The following is a 15,112-nucleotide window of genomic DNA, read 5'->3' on the forward strand; positions in this document are numbered from 1 at the left end:
CTGTCACAAAGCCATCGCGGTGCGACGATTCGACTTGCCCGCGATGGGAGCGATGCGGTCTGACTTAAAGTTTCGCGACCGGCCGCCCTGGCTTCTTGGTCTGCAACAAATGCGAAAACACCGCATGCAAATCATCCGACGCACTTTCTTCGTCGAGGTTGAGTTTGCTGTCGATGTGGTCCATGTGATGCATCATCAGGTCCACCGCCAGCGTCGCGTCCCGCGCTTCGATCGCGTCGATCAACTGGGTGTGTTCATCATAAGAACAGTGGGAACGGTTACCGCTCTCGTACTGGGCAATGATCAACGAAGTCTGGGACACCAGGCTGCGCTGGAAGCTGATCAGCGGCGCGTTTTTCGCCGCTTCGGCCAGTTTCAAATGGAACTCGCCGGACAGACGGATACCGGCACCACGATCGCCACGGGAAAAGCTGTCGCGCTCGTCGTTGACCATCTGCCGCAGTTCGAGAAGTTGCTCGGCGGTGGCGTGCTGAACCGCCAATTCAGTGATCGCCCGCTCCACCAGACGCCGCGCCAGAAACACCTGACGGGCCTCTTCGACACTCGGACTGGCGACGACCGCGCCGCGATTCGGTCGCAGCAACACCACACCTTCATGGGCCAGACGCGACAGCGCGCGGCGAATGATGGTGCGGCTGACCCCGAAAATTTCCCCCAGCGCTTCTTCGCTCAACTTGGTGCCGGGCGCCAGACGCTGTTCGAGGATGGCCTCGAAGATATGCGCGTAGACAATATCGTCCTGGGTACCGCTACGGCCGGCTTTGCCTGCTCGCGGTTGTTTCTTGAGGGGTTGCAACTGTTCGTTCATGGGCACTCGAGTCGGGAGAACTGCGGCGAATTGACCGTGACTGTAATACGGCACAGTGGGTCGCTGGCAAGTATCGCGTAAAAAACACCGCGATTGTACACAATGGACGGTGGCAACACGACTGTACGGCTGTTTGTCGCCCTCGCTGTATTGCAACGACCGGTTACTTTTCAGTTTAGGCTTGAACGCAGAATCCGCAGCCTGAACACAATCCCTTGTGGGAGCGTGGCTTGCCCGCGAAGGCGTCGTGTCATTCAGCATTGACGTCGACTGACACTACGCCTTCGCGGGCAAGCCACGCTCCCACAGGATTCAGCGTTGGTTCGGATATTCTCATATGAATAAGGAACACCGCTGTCATGACCGACGCCACGCACACGCAGCTTCGCCCCCTGACTGACACATCCCCCTCGGCCATCGTCGCCGGGTTCATCGCCATGATGACCGGCTACACCAGTTCTCTGGTGCTGATGTTCCAGGCCGGGCAAGCAGCGGGCCTGACTAGCGGGCAGATTTCGTCGTGGATCTGGGCGATCTCCATTGGCATGGCGGTGTGCTCGATCGGCTTGTCCCTGCGCTACCGCACCCCGATCACCATCGCCTGGTCGACCCCCGGCGCAGCGTTGCTGATCACCAGCCTGGGCGGTGTCAGCTACGGCGAGGCCATCGGCGCCTACATCACTTGCGCAGTGCTGGTGACCATCTGCGGCCTGACCGGCAGTTTCGAACGGCTGGTGAAAAAGATTCCGGCCTCATTGGCGGCGGCGTTACTAGCGGGGATTCTGTTCAAGATCGGCAGCGAGATTTTCGTCGCCGCCCAGCACCGTACTGCGCTGGTCCTGGGGATGTTCTTCACGTATCTGGTGGTTAAACGCCTGTCACCCCGCTACGCCGTGCTGGCCGCGCTGTTGATCGGCACAGCATTATCGGGGTTCATGGGGTTGCTGGATTTCAGTGGCTTCCACCTCGAAGTCGCGACGCCGGTCTGGACCACGCCGCATTTCTCCCTGGCCGCGACCATCAGCATCGGCATCCCGCTGTTCGTGGTGGCGATGACCTCGCAGAACATGCCGGGCATCGCCGTATTGCGCGCCGACGGCTACAACGTGCCGGCCTCGCCACTGATCACCACCACCGGCATCGCCTCGTTGCTGTTGGCGCCGTTCGGCTCCCACGGCATCAACCTGGCGGCCATCAGCGCGGCGATCTGCACCGGGCCGCATGCCCATGAAGATCGCAACAAGCGCTACACCGCAGCCGTCTGGTGCGGGATTTTCTACGGGATTGCCGGGGTGTTCGGCGCGACGCTGGCGGCGTTGTTTGCCGCATTGCCTAAAGAGTTGGTGCTGTCGATTGCCGCGCTGGCGTTGTTCGGCTCGATCATCAATGGGTTGAGCATTGCCATGGCGCAAGTGCAAGAACGGGAAGCAGCGCTGATTACCTTTATGGTGACGGCGTCGGGGCTGACGCTGTTTTCCATCGGTTCGGCATTTTGGGGGATTGTGGCGGGGGTGTTGACGCTGCTGATTCTGAACTGGCGCAAGGCCTGAGGGGCCCTTCGCAGGCCAAGCCATGCGCCTACAAAAAGCAGGCATAAAAAAACGGCGACCCTTGGGTCGCCGTTTTTTAGAACATCAAGCTACCGGATTGATCGGCTTTTCCGGGTACCAGACGTCGATCAGCGGGCTGACGGTTGCTTCGGTCAGTTCGCTGCGGCCTTTGAGCCAGGCTTCAACAGCGGCACGCTGCTCTTCGGAAACCGAGCCACGCTTCTGCAGGCAAACCAGACCGAAGTCGTCGCCGCCAACATAGCCCAGACCGTTGGCTTCCATGGCTTCTTTCAGGAACGCGTCGAGGAAAGCATCAATGGCTTCATCAGCCAAATCTTCTTTGAAATCCAGGTTCAGTTCGAAACCCAGCTCTTGAAATTCATCGACGCACAGTTTTTTGCGCAGACGCTGGGAACGGTTAGTCGCCATTGGAACAATCCTCATAAGTAATAACGGGCCGCACTTTAGCAGTTTAAGGCGCCGATTGCCCGCCTCGGAACAGCGCTATACCTACCGTCGGTAAAAAAATAGCGGATTAGACGACCGGGGTAAGGCACAAGCTGTTGCACCTTGGGGCATAATGCCGACACTTTCATGACCGCTGAGGGAATTTATTTCCATGCCCTCGTCTTTTTTCCCCTCGGCTGTAGGGTTTTATTTCAGATGATCAAATCTTTGCGTCCATTGCTGCTGGCCAGTCTTCTTTTACCCCTGGCCCTTCCCGTTTCCGCCGCTTCGATCAACACCGCCCTGTCGCCCAACGTCGAAAAGGCTCTCAAGGCCAGCAAACTGCAGGACAGTGCCCTGTCGCTGGTGATGATCCCGCTCAATGGCCCGGGCACCCCAACCATTCATAACGCTGACGTTTCGGTTAACCCGGCCTCGACCATGAAGCTGGTGACCACGTATGCCGCGCTGGAAATGCTTGGCCCGAACCACCAGTGGAAAACCGAGTTCTACACCGACGGCACCCTTAGCGGTGGCATCCTCAACGGCAACCTCTACCTCAAGGGTGGCGGCGATCCGAAGCTGAACATGGAAAAACTCTGGCTGCTGATGCGCGATTTGCGCGCCAACGGCGTGACCCAGGTCACCGGCGACCTGGTGCTGGACCGCGGCTTCTTCGTACAACCGCAACTGCCTGAATTCAACGACGACGGCAATGACGAGAACAAACCGTTCCTGGTCAAACCCGACGCGCTGCTGGTTAACCTCAAGGCCCTGCGCTTCGTGGCCCGCAACGACTCGGGCAAGGTCCTGGTGTCGGTCGAACCGCCGATTGCCAGCATCCGCATCGACAATCAGGTCAAGGCGCTCAACTCCAAGCAATGCACCGGTGGCGTGCGCTACAACCCGGTGCCTCAGGCTGATGGCAGCGTCACCGTGACCGTTGGCGGCCAGTTGGGCGAAGGTTGCAGCTCCCAGACCTATCTGTCGCTGCTCGACCACGCGACCTACACCGCCGGCGCCGTGCGGGCGATCTGGAAGGAGCTGGGCGGCAGCATCCAGGGCCAGGATCGTCTGGCACCGACGCCGAGCAACGCCAAGGTGCTCGCCCGGGCCTATTCGCCAGACCTGGCGGAAATCATCCGCGACATCAACAAATACAGTAACAACACCATGGCTCAGCAGTTATTCCTGAGCCTGGGCCAGAAGTTCCGCACCGATGCCGACGGTGACGACGCCAAGGCCGCTCAGCGCGTGGTGCGTCAGTGGCTGGCAAGAAAAGGCATTACTGCGCCGCACTTGGTGATGGAGAACGGCTCCGGCCTGTCCCGTGCCGAGCGAGTGAGTGCCCGTGAAATGGCCGCGATGCTGCAAGCCGCCTGGCGCAGCCCGTATTCCGCCGAGTTCATCAGTTCGATGCCCATCGCCGGCACCGACGGCACCATGCGCAAACGCCTGAAGACTACCGCGATGCGCGGTGAAGCCCACGTCAAGACCGGCACCCTGAATACCGTGCGCGCCATCTCAGGCTTCAGCCGCGACATCAATGGCAATACCTGGGCGGTAGTGGCGATCCTCAACGACAAGGCACCGTTTGGCGCCTCCTCGGTGCTGGATCAGGTGCTGCTGGATCTGTATCGCCAGCCGAAACTGCCGGAAACGGCTTCGGTGTTGTAACCCTCAACATGATCGTTCCCACGCAGAGCGTGGGAACGATCATGTGACAGACAGACCGCTATCGCGAGCAGGCTCGCTCCCACAGGGGCCTGCATGTGGCCTTAGCTCATCTGCCCCTCAACCCGATCCCTTCCCGCCTGCTTCGCCGCATACACCCCTGAGTCCGCCCGCAACAGCAACGCATCCGCGCCCTCTCCGACCCGCCAGCTGGCAATCCCGAAACTCGCGGTGACAATCCCGACCTCGTCGATCGGCGCACTGCGCAACCCTTGCCACAACTCCACGGCCAACACATGGGCCTGTTCGCCGTCGATATCCGGACAAAGCACCATGAACTCTTCGCCGCCCAGGCGACAGAACACATCTGTGCGCCGCAGGCGACCGCTAATGCGCTCGCACACGGCCTGCAACACCCGATCACCCATGGCATGACCGTGCTGATCGTTGATGCGCTTGAAGTGATCGATGTCGAGCATGATCACCGACAACTCGCCACCGCCGCGCTCGACCCGGGCCATTTCGGTGGTCAGGCGCTCCTGAAAGTAGCGACGGTTATGGATTCCGGTCAGGGAGTCAGTCACTGACAGTGCGCGCAATTCCTCTTCCACGCGCTTGAGGTCGGAGATGTCCGAGATGAAACCATGCCATAGCACACCGCCCCCGGGCAGTTCCTCTGGAGTTGCTTCGCCGCGGACCCAGCGCAGACCTCGCTGGGGCAATTGCACGCGGTATTCCTCGCGCCAGGGGCTGAGGGTGTCCGCCGAGGCCTGGATCGACGCGCGGACCCGACGCGAGTCCTGAGGATGAATCCGCGCGAACACCGCTTCGGCGTTGAGCAACAGCACGTCCGGCTCGAGTTCGTAGATATCGCGCATACCGTCGCTGGCGTAGATCACGCTGAAGCGCCCATCGAATTCCATCTTGAACTGGTAGATCCCGCCGGGCACATGGGCGCTGAGTTTCTTCAACAACAGGTCGCGTGCCGCCAGGGCTTCGTGGACGCGCTTGCGCTCGGTGATATCGATACAGATCGCCAGGTGGCCGACCCACAAGCCTTGCTCGTCGAGGACCGGCGTCGCCAGCATGTTCACCGTCAAATGGCTGCCGTCGTGGCGGACCAGCGTCCACTCCCGGGCTTCGTGACCGCCCTCTTCCCCCCCTTCGACCAGCATCGCCTGACACGTCGGGATCGGCTTGCCATAGCGCGCGCTCAACTCCGCCGAGCGCGCTTCGAGTTCCCGGGGCAGGTGCAGATTTTCCAGGGTCATGTGGCCCACGGCCTGCGAACTGAAGTAACCAAGCATCTGCTCTGCGCCGGCGTTGAAGGTGTTGATGATTCCGCGCAAGTCGGTGGCGATGATCGCCACCTGAGTCGCGGCATCCAGTACACCGCGCAACTGGCCATGCGTGCCGCGCAACTCTTGCTCACGGTCGTGAAGTTCCCGGGTCCGCTGCTCCACCATTTTCAGCGCCCGCTGGCGCTGGCTGACCAGCACATAGAGAAACACACTGAGCAGCAGGCTGAGCAAACCGCCGAGCACCACCAGGCTGGCCACCGAGGAATGGTTGGCTTTCAGGAACGCGGCGCTGGGGCGCATATCCACTTGATAATCATGGTCGGCCAGACGTAGCACGCGCGTGGAGGACAAGTCACTGGCCCCCGCCGTGTTGGTCGACTCGTACAACAGTTCGTGCTGATCAGCGGTGGACAAGTCGAGAATACGCACCGAGAGAGAGTCGTGATTCTCATCCGGCAGCCCGTCCGCCAACAGCTGGCGCATGCTGATCACCGCCATGACATAGCCGGCGGGTGTGGCGTCCGGGAGGTTCTGACGGATGACTGGCGCTACCAGCAATACGCCCCGCGAATAGGCGGGCTCGATGCCGACCAGATGCAACGGTTGCGACACGGCCATGCAGCCATTGCGATCGGCCCGTTCCAGGGTCGAACGACGCAGGGGTTGAGCCAGCAAATCGTAACCCAGCGGCGTGGGCAGTCGGCTTTGGGTTTGGGTGTAGAGCACCGGTACGTACTCGTCCCGTTCCGTGGCCAGTTGCAACTGGCCATCGGCGGTGAGTTCGCGAAAGGTGAAATCGCCCCAGCCTTCTTCACGCACCACGCGTTCAAGCAGGGGACGTTCAGCACGGGAAACCCGGGGGGCCCAGGAGTAGGCCTGAGTGCGACGCAAAAGAGGTCTGGCGTAACCGTCGAATTCCTCGCGGGACACCGATCCGGAGTTGATGAAGAATCGGCGCAGGCCGTCGAGGCGCTGCTCCTGATCTTCGAAACGTTCTTCGATACGGCTGTAACGTTCACTGGCGAGCAGCTGGAAACGTTGCCGCAATTGCTGATGAAATTGATTGAACGTCGCCCAGGCAAGCAATCCCGTGAGAATCCCGCCGACGAGCAACGCCAGCAGCGCGACCAGCCAGGCCGAAACATCTTCGCGGATAAAACCCAGGATCTTGGGGCGCACGGCGTGTAACGACATAGATACAACTCAAAACGCCAGGTGCCGGAAAAGCCCATTGGCCATGAGTTGAGTTATAGCTATTAGCCACTAATTTGACCAGCACTGAAAGGACCCAAGAGCCTTTAAAAATCAAGGCCCTGTGGATCCAATCGTGCTTAAGGGTCAGCGAGCGGTGATTTTCCAGGCACGGTGAATCTTGCCATTACGGGCGAAATCCGGATCGATGGTCTGGGCAGTGATTTCTTCAACGGCATAACGCTCGGTGAGGTTTTCCTCAAGCGTGAACTTGCGGAAGTTGTTGGAGAAGTACAACACCCCGCCCGGCGCCAGACGTGCCATGGCCAGGTCGATCAACTGCACCTGATCACGCTGCACATCGAAGATCCCTTCCATGCGCTTGGAGTTGGAGAAGGTCGGCGGGTCGATGAAGATCAAGTCGTACTCGTCACGGCAGGCATCGAGCCAGACCATCACATCGCCCTGCTCCAGACGGTTCTTGTCGGAGAAACCGTTCAGCGACAGGTTGCGACGCGCCCAATCCAGATAAGTTTTCGACAGGTCGACGCTGGTGGTGCTGCGCGCGCCACCCTTGGCGGCATGAACGCTGGCCGTCGCGGTGTAGCAATACAGGTTGAGGAAGCGCTTGCCGGCCGCCTCTTTCTGAATCCGCATGCGCATCGGCCGGTGGTCGAGGAACAGCCCGGTGTCGAGGTAGTCGGTGAGGTTCACCAGCAGCTTCACGCCGCCTTCGTTGACCTCATTGAACTTGCCCTGTGCACTCTGGCGTTCGTACTGCTTGGTGCCACTCTGACGCTCGCGACGCTTGACCACCACGCGGTTCTTGTCAATGTTCAACGCTTGCGGGATCGCCGCCAGGGCATCGAACATCCGCGCCGAGGCTTTTTCCGGGTCGATGGATTTCGGGGCGGCGTATTCCTGAACGTGGACCCAGTCGTGATACAGGTCGATGGCCATGGAATATTCCGGCATGTCGGCATCGTAGACGCGGTAGCAGTCGATGCCTTCACGCTTGACCCACTTGCCCAGCGCCTTGAGGTTTTTTTGCAGACGGTTGGCAAACATCTGCCCGCCTTCGCTCAGGCGCGGTTGCTCGATCACCACCGGGGCCGGTTTGATCGGGTTACCGTTCTTGTTGTACTTCTCGTATTTGCCCGGCGCTTCAATGTTCGACGGCGCATCGGACTCGGCCTGTTCGCGCTCGATCTGGCGCTGTTCCGGGGTGCGACGCTCGCCAGTGACGAACTGGTCCGGCGTGACCTTGATCAGCAGCAATTTGCACGGCAAGGCACCGTTCCAGAACGAGTACTGTTTGTGGCTGCGGATGCCCATGCGCTTGCCCAGGTCCGGGGCGCCGGTGAACACCGCCGCTTCCCAGTTCAAGCATGCCTGACGCAGACGTTCGCCAAGGTTCTGGTAGAGATAAAGCAGGCTCGCCTCATCGCCCAGACGCTCGCCGTACGGAGGGTTGCAGATCACCAGGCCTTTCTGGTTCTGGTCCGGGCGCGGCTCGAAGGTCGCGACTTCGCCCTGGTAGATCTTGATCCACTCGCTCAGGCCGGCACGTTCGACGTTATTGCGGCCCGGTTGAATCAGGCGCGGGTCAGCTTCATAACCGCGAATCCACAGCGGTGGCTTGGCCAGGCCGGCTGCGGCGCGTTCGGTGGCTTCTTCGTGGAGCTTTTTCCACAGCGCCGGCACGTGGCCGAGCCAGGCGGTGAAGCCCCATTGCTCGCGACGCAGGTTCGGCGCCATGTCGGCGGCGATCATCGCGGCTTCGACCAGGAACGTACCGACACCGCACATCGGGTCAGCCAGCGCGCCGCCATCGGCGGCAATTCGTGGCCAGCCGGAACGGATCAGAATCGCCGCCGCGAGGTTTTCCTTCAGCGGTGCCGCGCCTTGCTGCAAGCGATAACCGCGCTGGTGCAGGCTGTGACCGGACAGGTCGAGAGAAAGAATCGCTTCACCACGGTCCAGGCGCAGGTGAATGCGCAGGTCCGGGTTGAGCTTGTCGATCGACGGACGGTCGCCCTGCGGGGTCCGCAGTTTGTCGACGATGGCGTCTTTGACTTTCAAGGCGCCGAAGTGGGTGTTGTCGATGCCCGAGCCGTGACCGCTGAATTCGACGGCCAAGGTGCCGTCGTTGAGCATGTGGTCTTGCCACTCGATATCCAGCACGCCGTGGTAGAGGTCTTCGGCGTCCTTCATCGGGAAACGCTTGAGCACCAGCAGCACGCGGTTCGCCAGACGCGACCACAGGCACAGGCGATAGGCGGTTTCCATGGTGGCCATGCCGCGCACAGCCGAGGTGTGCTCACGTGCTTCCTCAAGGCCAAGCCCGACGGCTTCCTCGATGAGCAGGCCTTCAAGGCCTTTGGGGCAAGTGAGGAAGAGTTCGAAACGATCGGACATGGTAATTCCAGAGCCTTTAGCTAAGTGAACCGGCAACGCATTGCCGATCCGGTTTTCAATCAGGCGCTTTTCTAACAGAACGCCCGCGTGGCACGAAGGTGTGCCGTCCCACCCTGACTGCTCGGGTTAAAAGAGCTTAGATGCCAGGGCAGATAAAAAAGTTGATGCAACAAAATGTCATAAGTCGACCCTTCGTCGAATAGTCCCCAAGTGCAACGGGTGTCATTCTCGTTAAAGGCTTACCCCCATCATCCAGCGCAGGGCCGATCATACCGGGGTTTGGCCAATAAACACGGGACAAATGTCGTGTTACTTATGGCCATAGCATCTTTATGGTTACGTTCTTATGACAAAACGATCATTCCCTCGATGTGACGCATTGGTTAGAACTCAACTCAGGTTGACGTCGCAACGGCGTCAACACCTTGGCTCGCGACGCCGGCAGCGAGCCACCAACGGCAGAGTTTTTCTGCCTGACCTCGATTGAGGTCGACGCGATACATACAGTCAACAAGTGAGGGCAACACCCTATGAGAAGACTTAAGCGTGATCCGTTGGAAAGAGCATTTTTGCGCGGATATCAATATGGCGTTGGTGGTAAATCCCGTGAGCTTTGCCCTTTTACTCTACCGTCGGTACGCCAAGCCTGGATCAATGGCTGGCGAGAGGGACGCGGCGACAACTGGGACGGTATGACCGGCACTGCGGGAATCCACAGACTCAACGAACTTCACGCCGTCGGCTAATACAGGGCACACATTCCGACACGACAATCTGATTACGCAACGACTTAACCACGCACGTCCCATCCGGACGGCGGGCTTCGGCCCAGGGGCTCCTTCGAGGAGCCCTTTTTTATTCCTGTAAAAATTGCGGTGGGGCTTTTGTGGCGAGGGAGCTTGCTCCCGCTGGGCTGCGAAGCGGCCCCAAAACAATCAACTCGGTGTATCAGGTAAAGCGCGATTGCAGGATTTACGACTGCTTCGCAGCCGAACGGAAGCAAGCTCCCTCGCCACAAAAGCCTTTACCCAAGGCTACCCAGGTTTCAGCGCAGGGCGGCGATGGCATCCACCGATTCACGAATCAACGCCGGGCCTTTGTAGATGAAGCCGGAGTAAAGCTGCACCAAACTCGCACCCGCGGCGATTTTCTCAGCTGCGTGTTTGCCTTCGGTGATGCCGCCCACGGCGATGATCGGCAAGCGACCGGCCAGTTCCGCCGCCAGCACCTTCACCGTGTGAGTGCTCTTGTCGCGAACCGGTGCGCCGGACAAACCGCCCGCCTCGTCACCATGTTCCATGCCCTCGACGCCAACGCGGCTCAGGGTGGTGTTGGTGGCAATCACCGCGTCCATCCCGGTTTCGATCAACGCTTGGGCGACTTGAGCGGTTTCTTCGTCAGTCATGTCCGGCGCGATCTTGATCGCCAGCGGAACATGTTTACCGTGACGCAGCGCCAGTTCCGCACGGCGGGTGGCCAGATCGGCGAGCAACTGCTTGAGCGAATCGCCGAATTGCAGGCTGCGCAGGCCCGGGGTATTCGGCGAACTGACATTGACCGTCACGTAGCTGGCGTGGGCATAGACCTTGTCCAGGCAGATCAGGTAGTCGTCGACCGCACGCTCAACCGGCGTGTCGAAATTCTTGCCGATATTGATGCCCAGCACGCCCTTGTACTTGGCTGCCGCCACGCGAGCGAGCAAGTGATCGACGCCGAGGTTGTTGAAACCCATGCGGTTGATGATCGCCTCGGCGTCCGGCAAGCGGAAAATCCGTGGTTTCGGGTTGCCCGGCTGTGGACGCGGAGTGATGGTGCCGATTTCGACGAAACCGAAACCCAATTGGGCAAAGCCATCAATTGCCGCGCCGTTCTTGTCCAGACCGGCCGCCAAACCCACCGGGTTCGGGAACTCCAGGCCCATGACCGTTATCGGCAGTTTCGCCGGTGCCTTGCACAGCAAGCCGTTGAGGCCCAAACGCCCGCCCGCGCCGATCAGGTCCAGGGACAGATCGTGGGAGGTTTCCGGGGAAAGTTTGAACAGCAGCTGACGGGCCAGGGTGTACATGGGCAGGCTTGACTCGGTTGGCGATGAGAGGCGGCGATTATAGCCGCGCATCAGGGCTTCACGCGAGGCGCGCAACAAAATCAGCCAGCGATGGCATATGCCTTGCACCGTCACAGGCATCAGCACTCATGCCAACGGCGGGATGAGTGGAAGGACAATGGCGTCGTCACCCGGCTTTGCTCACGCAAGAGCCTTGGACGACGCTTTTTTTTGGAAGGTGCGAAATCGATGAACGAACCATCAGCCGGCCCACTGGCCTGGGTCAATGGCAGCGATGCCCCGGAAAAAACCGCAATCAACCTCGGCTTCATGGCCCTGAGCGACTGCGCCTCAGTGGTGGTCGCGGCCACTCAGGGCTTCGCCCAACCGTACGGCCTGACCCTGAACCTCAAGCGCCAATCGTCCTGGGCCAACCTGCGGGACAAACTGGTCAGCGGCGAACTCGACGCCGCCCACAGCCTGTACGGCCTGATTTACGCCGTGCACTTGGGCATCGGCGGCGTAGCCTCCACCAACATGGCCGTGCTCATGGGCCTGAACCAGAACGGCCAGAGCATCAACCTCTCCCACGGCTTGCAGGCCTTGGGCGTGACCAGTCCTGAAGCATTGGACCGGCACGTGCACCAAAGTCGCCCAAAACTGACCTTCGCTCAGACATTTCCTACGGGCACCCACGCCATGTGGCTGTATTACTGGCTCGCGAGCCAGGGCATTCATCCATTGCAGGATGTCGACAGCGTGGTGGTACCGCCGCCGCAAATGGTCGCGCACCTGCAAGCCGGGCGCATCGACGGTTTCTGCGTCGGCGAGCCGTGGGCGGCCAGCGCGGTGCAGCAGAATCTGGGATTTACGATGGCCACCAGCCAGACCCTCTGGCCCGATCACCCGGAAAAAGTCCTCGGCTGCACCCGCGCCTTCGTCGAGCAATACCCCAACACCGCCCGGGCATTGGTGATGGCGATCCTCGAGGCCAGCCGCTTTATCGAAGCCAGTGGCGAAAATCGCCGCAGCACCGCGCAACTATTGAGTGCGCCTGAGTATCTGGATGCACCACTCGATTGCATCGAACCACGCTTGCTCGGTGACTACGCCGATGGTTTGGGCAATTGCTGGCAGGACCCGCACGCCATGCGTTTCCACGGTGGAGGCGAGGTCAATTTTCCGTATTTGTCTGACGGTATGTGGTTCATGACCCAGTTCCGGCGTTGGGGTTTGTTGCGTGACGACCCGGATTACCTCGGCGTGGCCCGTCAGGTCCAGCAACTAGACTTATACCGTGAGGCCGCCACCGCTGTCGGTGTGCCCGCCCGGAGTCAGGAAATGCGCAGCAGTCAATTGATCGACGGCAAAGTCTGGGACGGTTCGGACCCGGCCGGCTATGCCCGCAGCTTCACGCTGCACGCCATGAGCGACAGCGCTCCCCTTCTCGCCAGCCGCTGACAGGAGCCTACGAATATGTTGCGTATCCTGCTGATCAATGACACTGCGAAAAAAGTCGGGCGCCTGAAAGCGGCCCTGACCGAGGCCGGGTTCGAGGTCATCGACGAATCCGGCCTGACCATTGACCTGCCCGCGCGCGTCGAAACGGTGCGTCCGGACGTGATCCTGATCGATACCGAGTCACCGAGCCGCGATGTGATGGAGCAAGTGGTGCTGGTGAGCCGTGATCAACCACGGCCGATCGTGATGTTTACCGACGAGCACGACCCCGACGTGATGCGTCGGGCGATCAAGTCCGGCGTCAGTGCCTACATCGTCGAAGGCATTCACGCACAACGCTTGCAGCCGATTCTCGACGTGGCCATGGCGCGCTTTGAAAGCGACCAGGCCCTGCGCGCGCAACTGCACGCCCGCGACCAGCAACTGGCCGAGCGCAAGCGCATCGAGCTGGCTAAGGGGCTGCTGATGAAGATGAAGGACTGCAATGAAGAAGAGGCCTACACCCTGATGCGCCGCCAAGCCATGAGCCGCCAGCAGAAGCTGATTCAGGTGGCGGAGCAGATCATTGCCATGAGTGAGTTGCTTGGCTGACTGCCTTACCCCTGTGGCGAGGGAGCTTGCTCCCGCTGGGCTGCGAAGCGGCCCCAAAACCAGCCAACACGATAAATCAAACACAACACGGGGGCAGGATTTACGACTGCTTCGCAGCCGAGCGGGAGCAAGCTCCCTCGCCACAACAACCTCTATTGCCACAACCACCGATTATTGGCACAAATCTCGCTAAGTAAAACCCTGCAAGGTAACCAACGGCGGTTGCCCCACCTACGACAAAGACGTCGCTCACCTCATTCGCCCCCTTGGCGGATCGGGTAGCGGCGTTTTTCCGTTTTGGCCCCAGAGACCGGGGCTGGTGGTGCGGCCGTTGTGGCGCCCCACCTGCAAGCTCATGACTCCTTCTTGATACGCCTGACAGCTGAGGTGCGCGATGAATTCAAGCTTCTGGAAATCCGGCCATACCCCGACACTGTTCGCAGCCTTTCTCTATTTCGATCTGAGCTTCATGGTCTGGTACCTGCTCGGCCCTCTGGCGGTGCAGATCGCCGCTGATCTGCACCTGACCACCCAACAGCGCGGGCTGGTGGTGGCCACGCCGATTCTGGCCGGGGCCGTATTGCGCTTTGCGATGGGCCTGCTGGCTGATCGCCTGTCGCCCAAAACCGCCGGGATAATCGGCCAGGTGATCGTCATCTGCGCCCTGTTCGTCGCCTGGAAAGTCGGCATCCACAGTTACGAGCAAGCGCTGTTGCTGGGCCTGTTCCTCGGCATGGCCGGTGCATCCTTCGCCGTCGCCCTGCCTTTGGCCTCGCAATGGTATCCGCCCCAGCACCAGGGCAAAGCCATGGGCATCGCCGGTGCCGGTAACTCGGGCACCGTCCTCGCTGCCTTGATCGCCCCGGTACTGGCCGCTGCATTTGGCTGGAGCAACGTGTTCGGCTTCGCCCTGATCCCGCTGATCCTGACCTTGATCGTCTTCGCCTGGCTGGCCAAAAACGCACCCGAGCGTCCGAAAGCCAAGTCCGTGTCTGACTATTTCAAGGCCTTGGGTGACCGCGACAGCTGGTGGTTCATGTTTTTCTACAGCGTGACCTTCGGTGGTTTCATCGGTCTGGCGAGCGCCCTGCCCGGCTACTTCAACGACCAATACGGCCTGAGCCCGGTGACCGCCGGCTACTACACTGCTGCTTGTGTGTTCGGTGGCAGCCTGATGCGTCCGTTGGGCGGCGCGCTGGCGGATCGCTTCGGCGGGATTCGTACCCTGCTGGCGATGTACACCGTGGCGGCGATCTGTATTGCGACGGTAGGTTTCAATCTGCCGAGTTCCTACGCCGCGCTGGCGCTTTTCGTCTGCACCATGCTCGGTTTGGGTGCGGGCAACGGTGCGGTATTCCAGTTGGTCCCGCAGCGTTTTCGTCGGGAGATCGGTGTGATGACCGGGCTGATCGGCATGGCCGGCGGCATCGGTGGCTTCGCACTCGCAGCCGGCATGGGCGCGATCAAGCAAAGCACTGGCAGCTATCAACTGGCCTTGTGGTTGTTCGCAAGCCTCGGTGTGCTTGCCTGGTTCGGTCTGCACGGTGTGAAACGTCGCTGGAGAACCACTTGGGGTTCGGCAGCCGTCACCGCAGCACGGGTGTGA

At 60.5% G+C, this 15,112-nt stretch carries 11 protein-coding genes; 6 read left to right on the forward strand and 5 right to left on the reverse strand.

Going from position 1 to position 15,112, the window contains the following annotated elements; all coding sequences use genetic code 11:
- Positions 1-64 precede the first annotated feature (64 nt).
- On the reverse strand, positions 65-829 hold the full coding sequence (locus AB3226_RS05045) for a GntR family transcriptional regulator (RefSeq protein ID WP_253551663.1): 765 nt from the start codon (positions 827-829) through the stop codon (positions 65-67).
- Between the two features lie 359 nt (positions 830-1,188).
- Between AB3226_RS05045 and AB3226_RS05050 the strand changes: the two genes are divergently transcribed.
- Entirely contained in the window at positions 1,189-2,379 is a 1,191-nt protein-coding gene (locus AB3226_RS05050; protein ID WP_367372265.1) for a benzoate/H(+) symporter BenE family transporter, read from the forward strand.
- A gap of 84 nt (positions 2,380-2,463) precedes the next feature.
- On the opposite strand, the gene AB3226_RS05055 is transcribed toward AB3226_RS05050, so the two are convergent.
- Complete coding sequence (locus AB3226_RS05055; protein WP_007896965.1) at positions 2,464-2,808, reverse strand: YggL family protein; 345 nt, start codon at positions 2,806-2,808, stop codon at positions 2,464-2,466.
- Positions 2,809-3,042: 234 nt separating this feature from the next.
- Between AB3226_RS05055 and dacB the strand changes: the two genes are divergently transcribed.
- Positions 3,043-4,503 (forward strand): D-alanyl-D-alanine carboxypeptidase/D-alanyl-D-alanine-endopeptidase, encoded by a 1,461-nt coding sequence (gene dacB / locus AB3226_RS05060; protein WP_123360038.1) that lies wholly within the window; start codon positions 3,043-3,045, stop codon positions 4,501-4,503.
- Positions 4,504-4,604: 101 nt separating this feature from the next.
- On the opposite strand, the gene AB3226_RS05065 is transcribed toward dacB, so the two are convergent.
- Complete coding sequence (locus AB3226_RS05065; protein ID WP_367372266.1) at positions 4,605-6,995, reverse strand: diguanylate cyclase; 2,391 nt, start codon at positions 6,993-6,995, stop codon at positions 4,605-4,607.
- Positions 6,996-7,139: 144 nt separating this feature from the next.
- Positions 7,140-9,410: a bifunctional 23S rRNA (guanine(2069)-N(7))-methyltransferase RlmK/23S rRNA (guanine(2445)-N(2))-methyltransferase RlmL gene (rlmKL, locus tag AB3226_RS05070; protein ID WP_008074082.1), complete on the reverse strand. Its 2,271-nt coding sequence runs from the start codon at positions 9,408-9,410 to the stop codon at positions 7,140-7,142.
- A gap of 530 nt (positions 9,411-9,940) precedes the next feature.
- On the opposite strand from rlmKL, the gene AB3226_RS05075 reads away from it, so the two are divergent.
- Positions 9,941-10,156 (forward strand): ribosome modulation factor, encoded by a 216-nt coding sequence (locus AB3226_RS05075; protein WP_003223300.1) that lies wholly within the window; start codon positions 9,941-9,943, stop codon positions 10,154-10,156.
- 299 nt (positions 10,157-10,455) lie between these two features.
- Here the strand turns inward: AB3226_RS05075 and AB3226_RS05080 are convergent, their stop codons facing one another.
- A complete protein-coding gene (locus tag AB3226_RS05080; RefSeq protein WP_367375754.1) occupies positions 10,456-11,475 on the reverse strand; it encodes a quinone-dependent dihydroorotate dehydrogenase in 1,020 nt (339 codons plus the stop codon).
- 228 nt (positions 11,476-11,703) lie between these two features.
- Here AB3226_RS05080 and AB3226_RS05085 point away from each other — a divergent pair, with 228 nt between their 5' ends.
- The 3 genes from AB3226_RS05085 (at position 11,704) to AB3226_RS05095 (ending at position 15,112) form a co-directional block, all read left to right on the forward strand.
- The gene (locus tag AB3226_RS05085) at positions 11,704-12,915 is read left to right on the forward strand and encodes a CmpA/NrtA family ABC transporter substrate-binding protein (protein ID WP_367372267.1); all 1,212 of its coding nucleotides are present in this window, start codon (positions 11,704-11,706) and stop codon (positions 12,913-12,915) included.
- Between the two features lie 15 nt (positions 12,916-12,930).
- Positions 12,931-13,506 carry an ANTAR domain-containing response regulator gene (locus AB3226_RS05090; protein ID WP_367372268.1) on the forward strand — a complete coding sequence of 192 codons (576 nt, stop codon included), beginning with the start codon at positions 12,931-12,933 and terminating at the stop codon, positions 13,504-13,506.
- A 394-nt stretch (positions 13,507-13,900) separates the two neighbouring features.
- Complete coding sequence (locus AB3226_RS05095) at positions 13,901-15,112, forward strand: NarK/NasA family nitrate transporter (protein ID WP_008006983.1); 1,212 nt, start codon at positions 13,901-13,903, stop codon at positions 15,110-15,112.

Origin of the sequence: Pseudomonas lini (assembly GCF_964063345.1) — a bacterium.
GTDB classification, from domain to species: Bacteria; Pseudomonadota; Gammaproteobacteria; order Pseudomonadales; family Pseudomonadaceae; genus Aquipseudomonas; species Aquipseudomonas lini_B.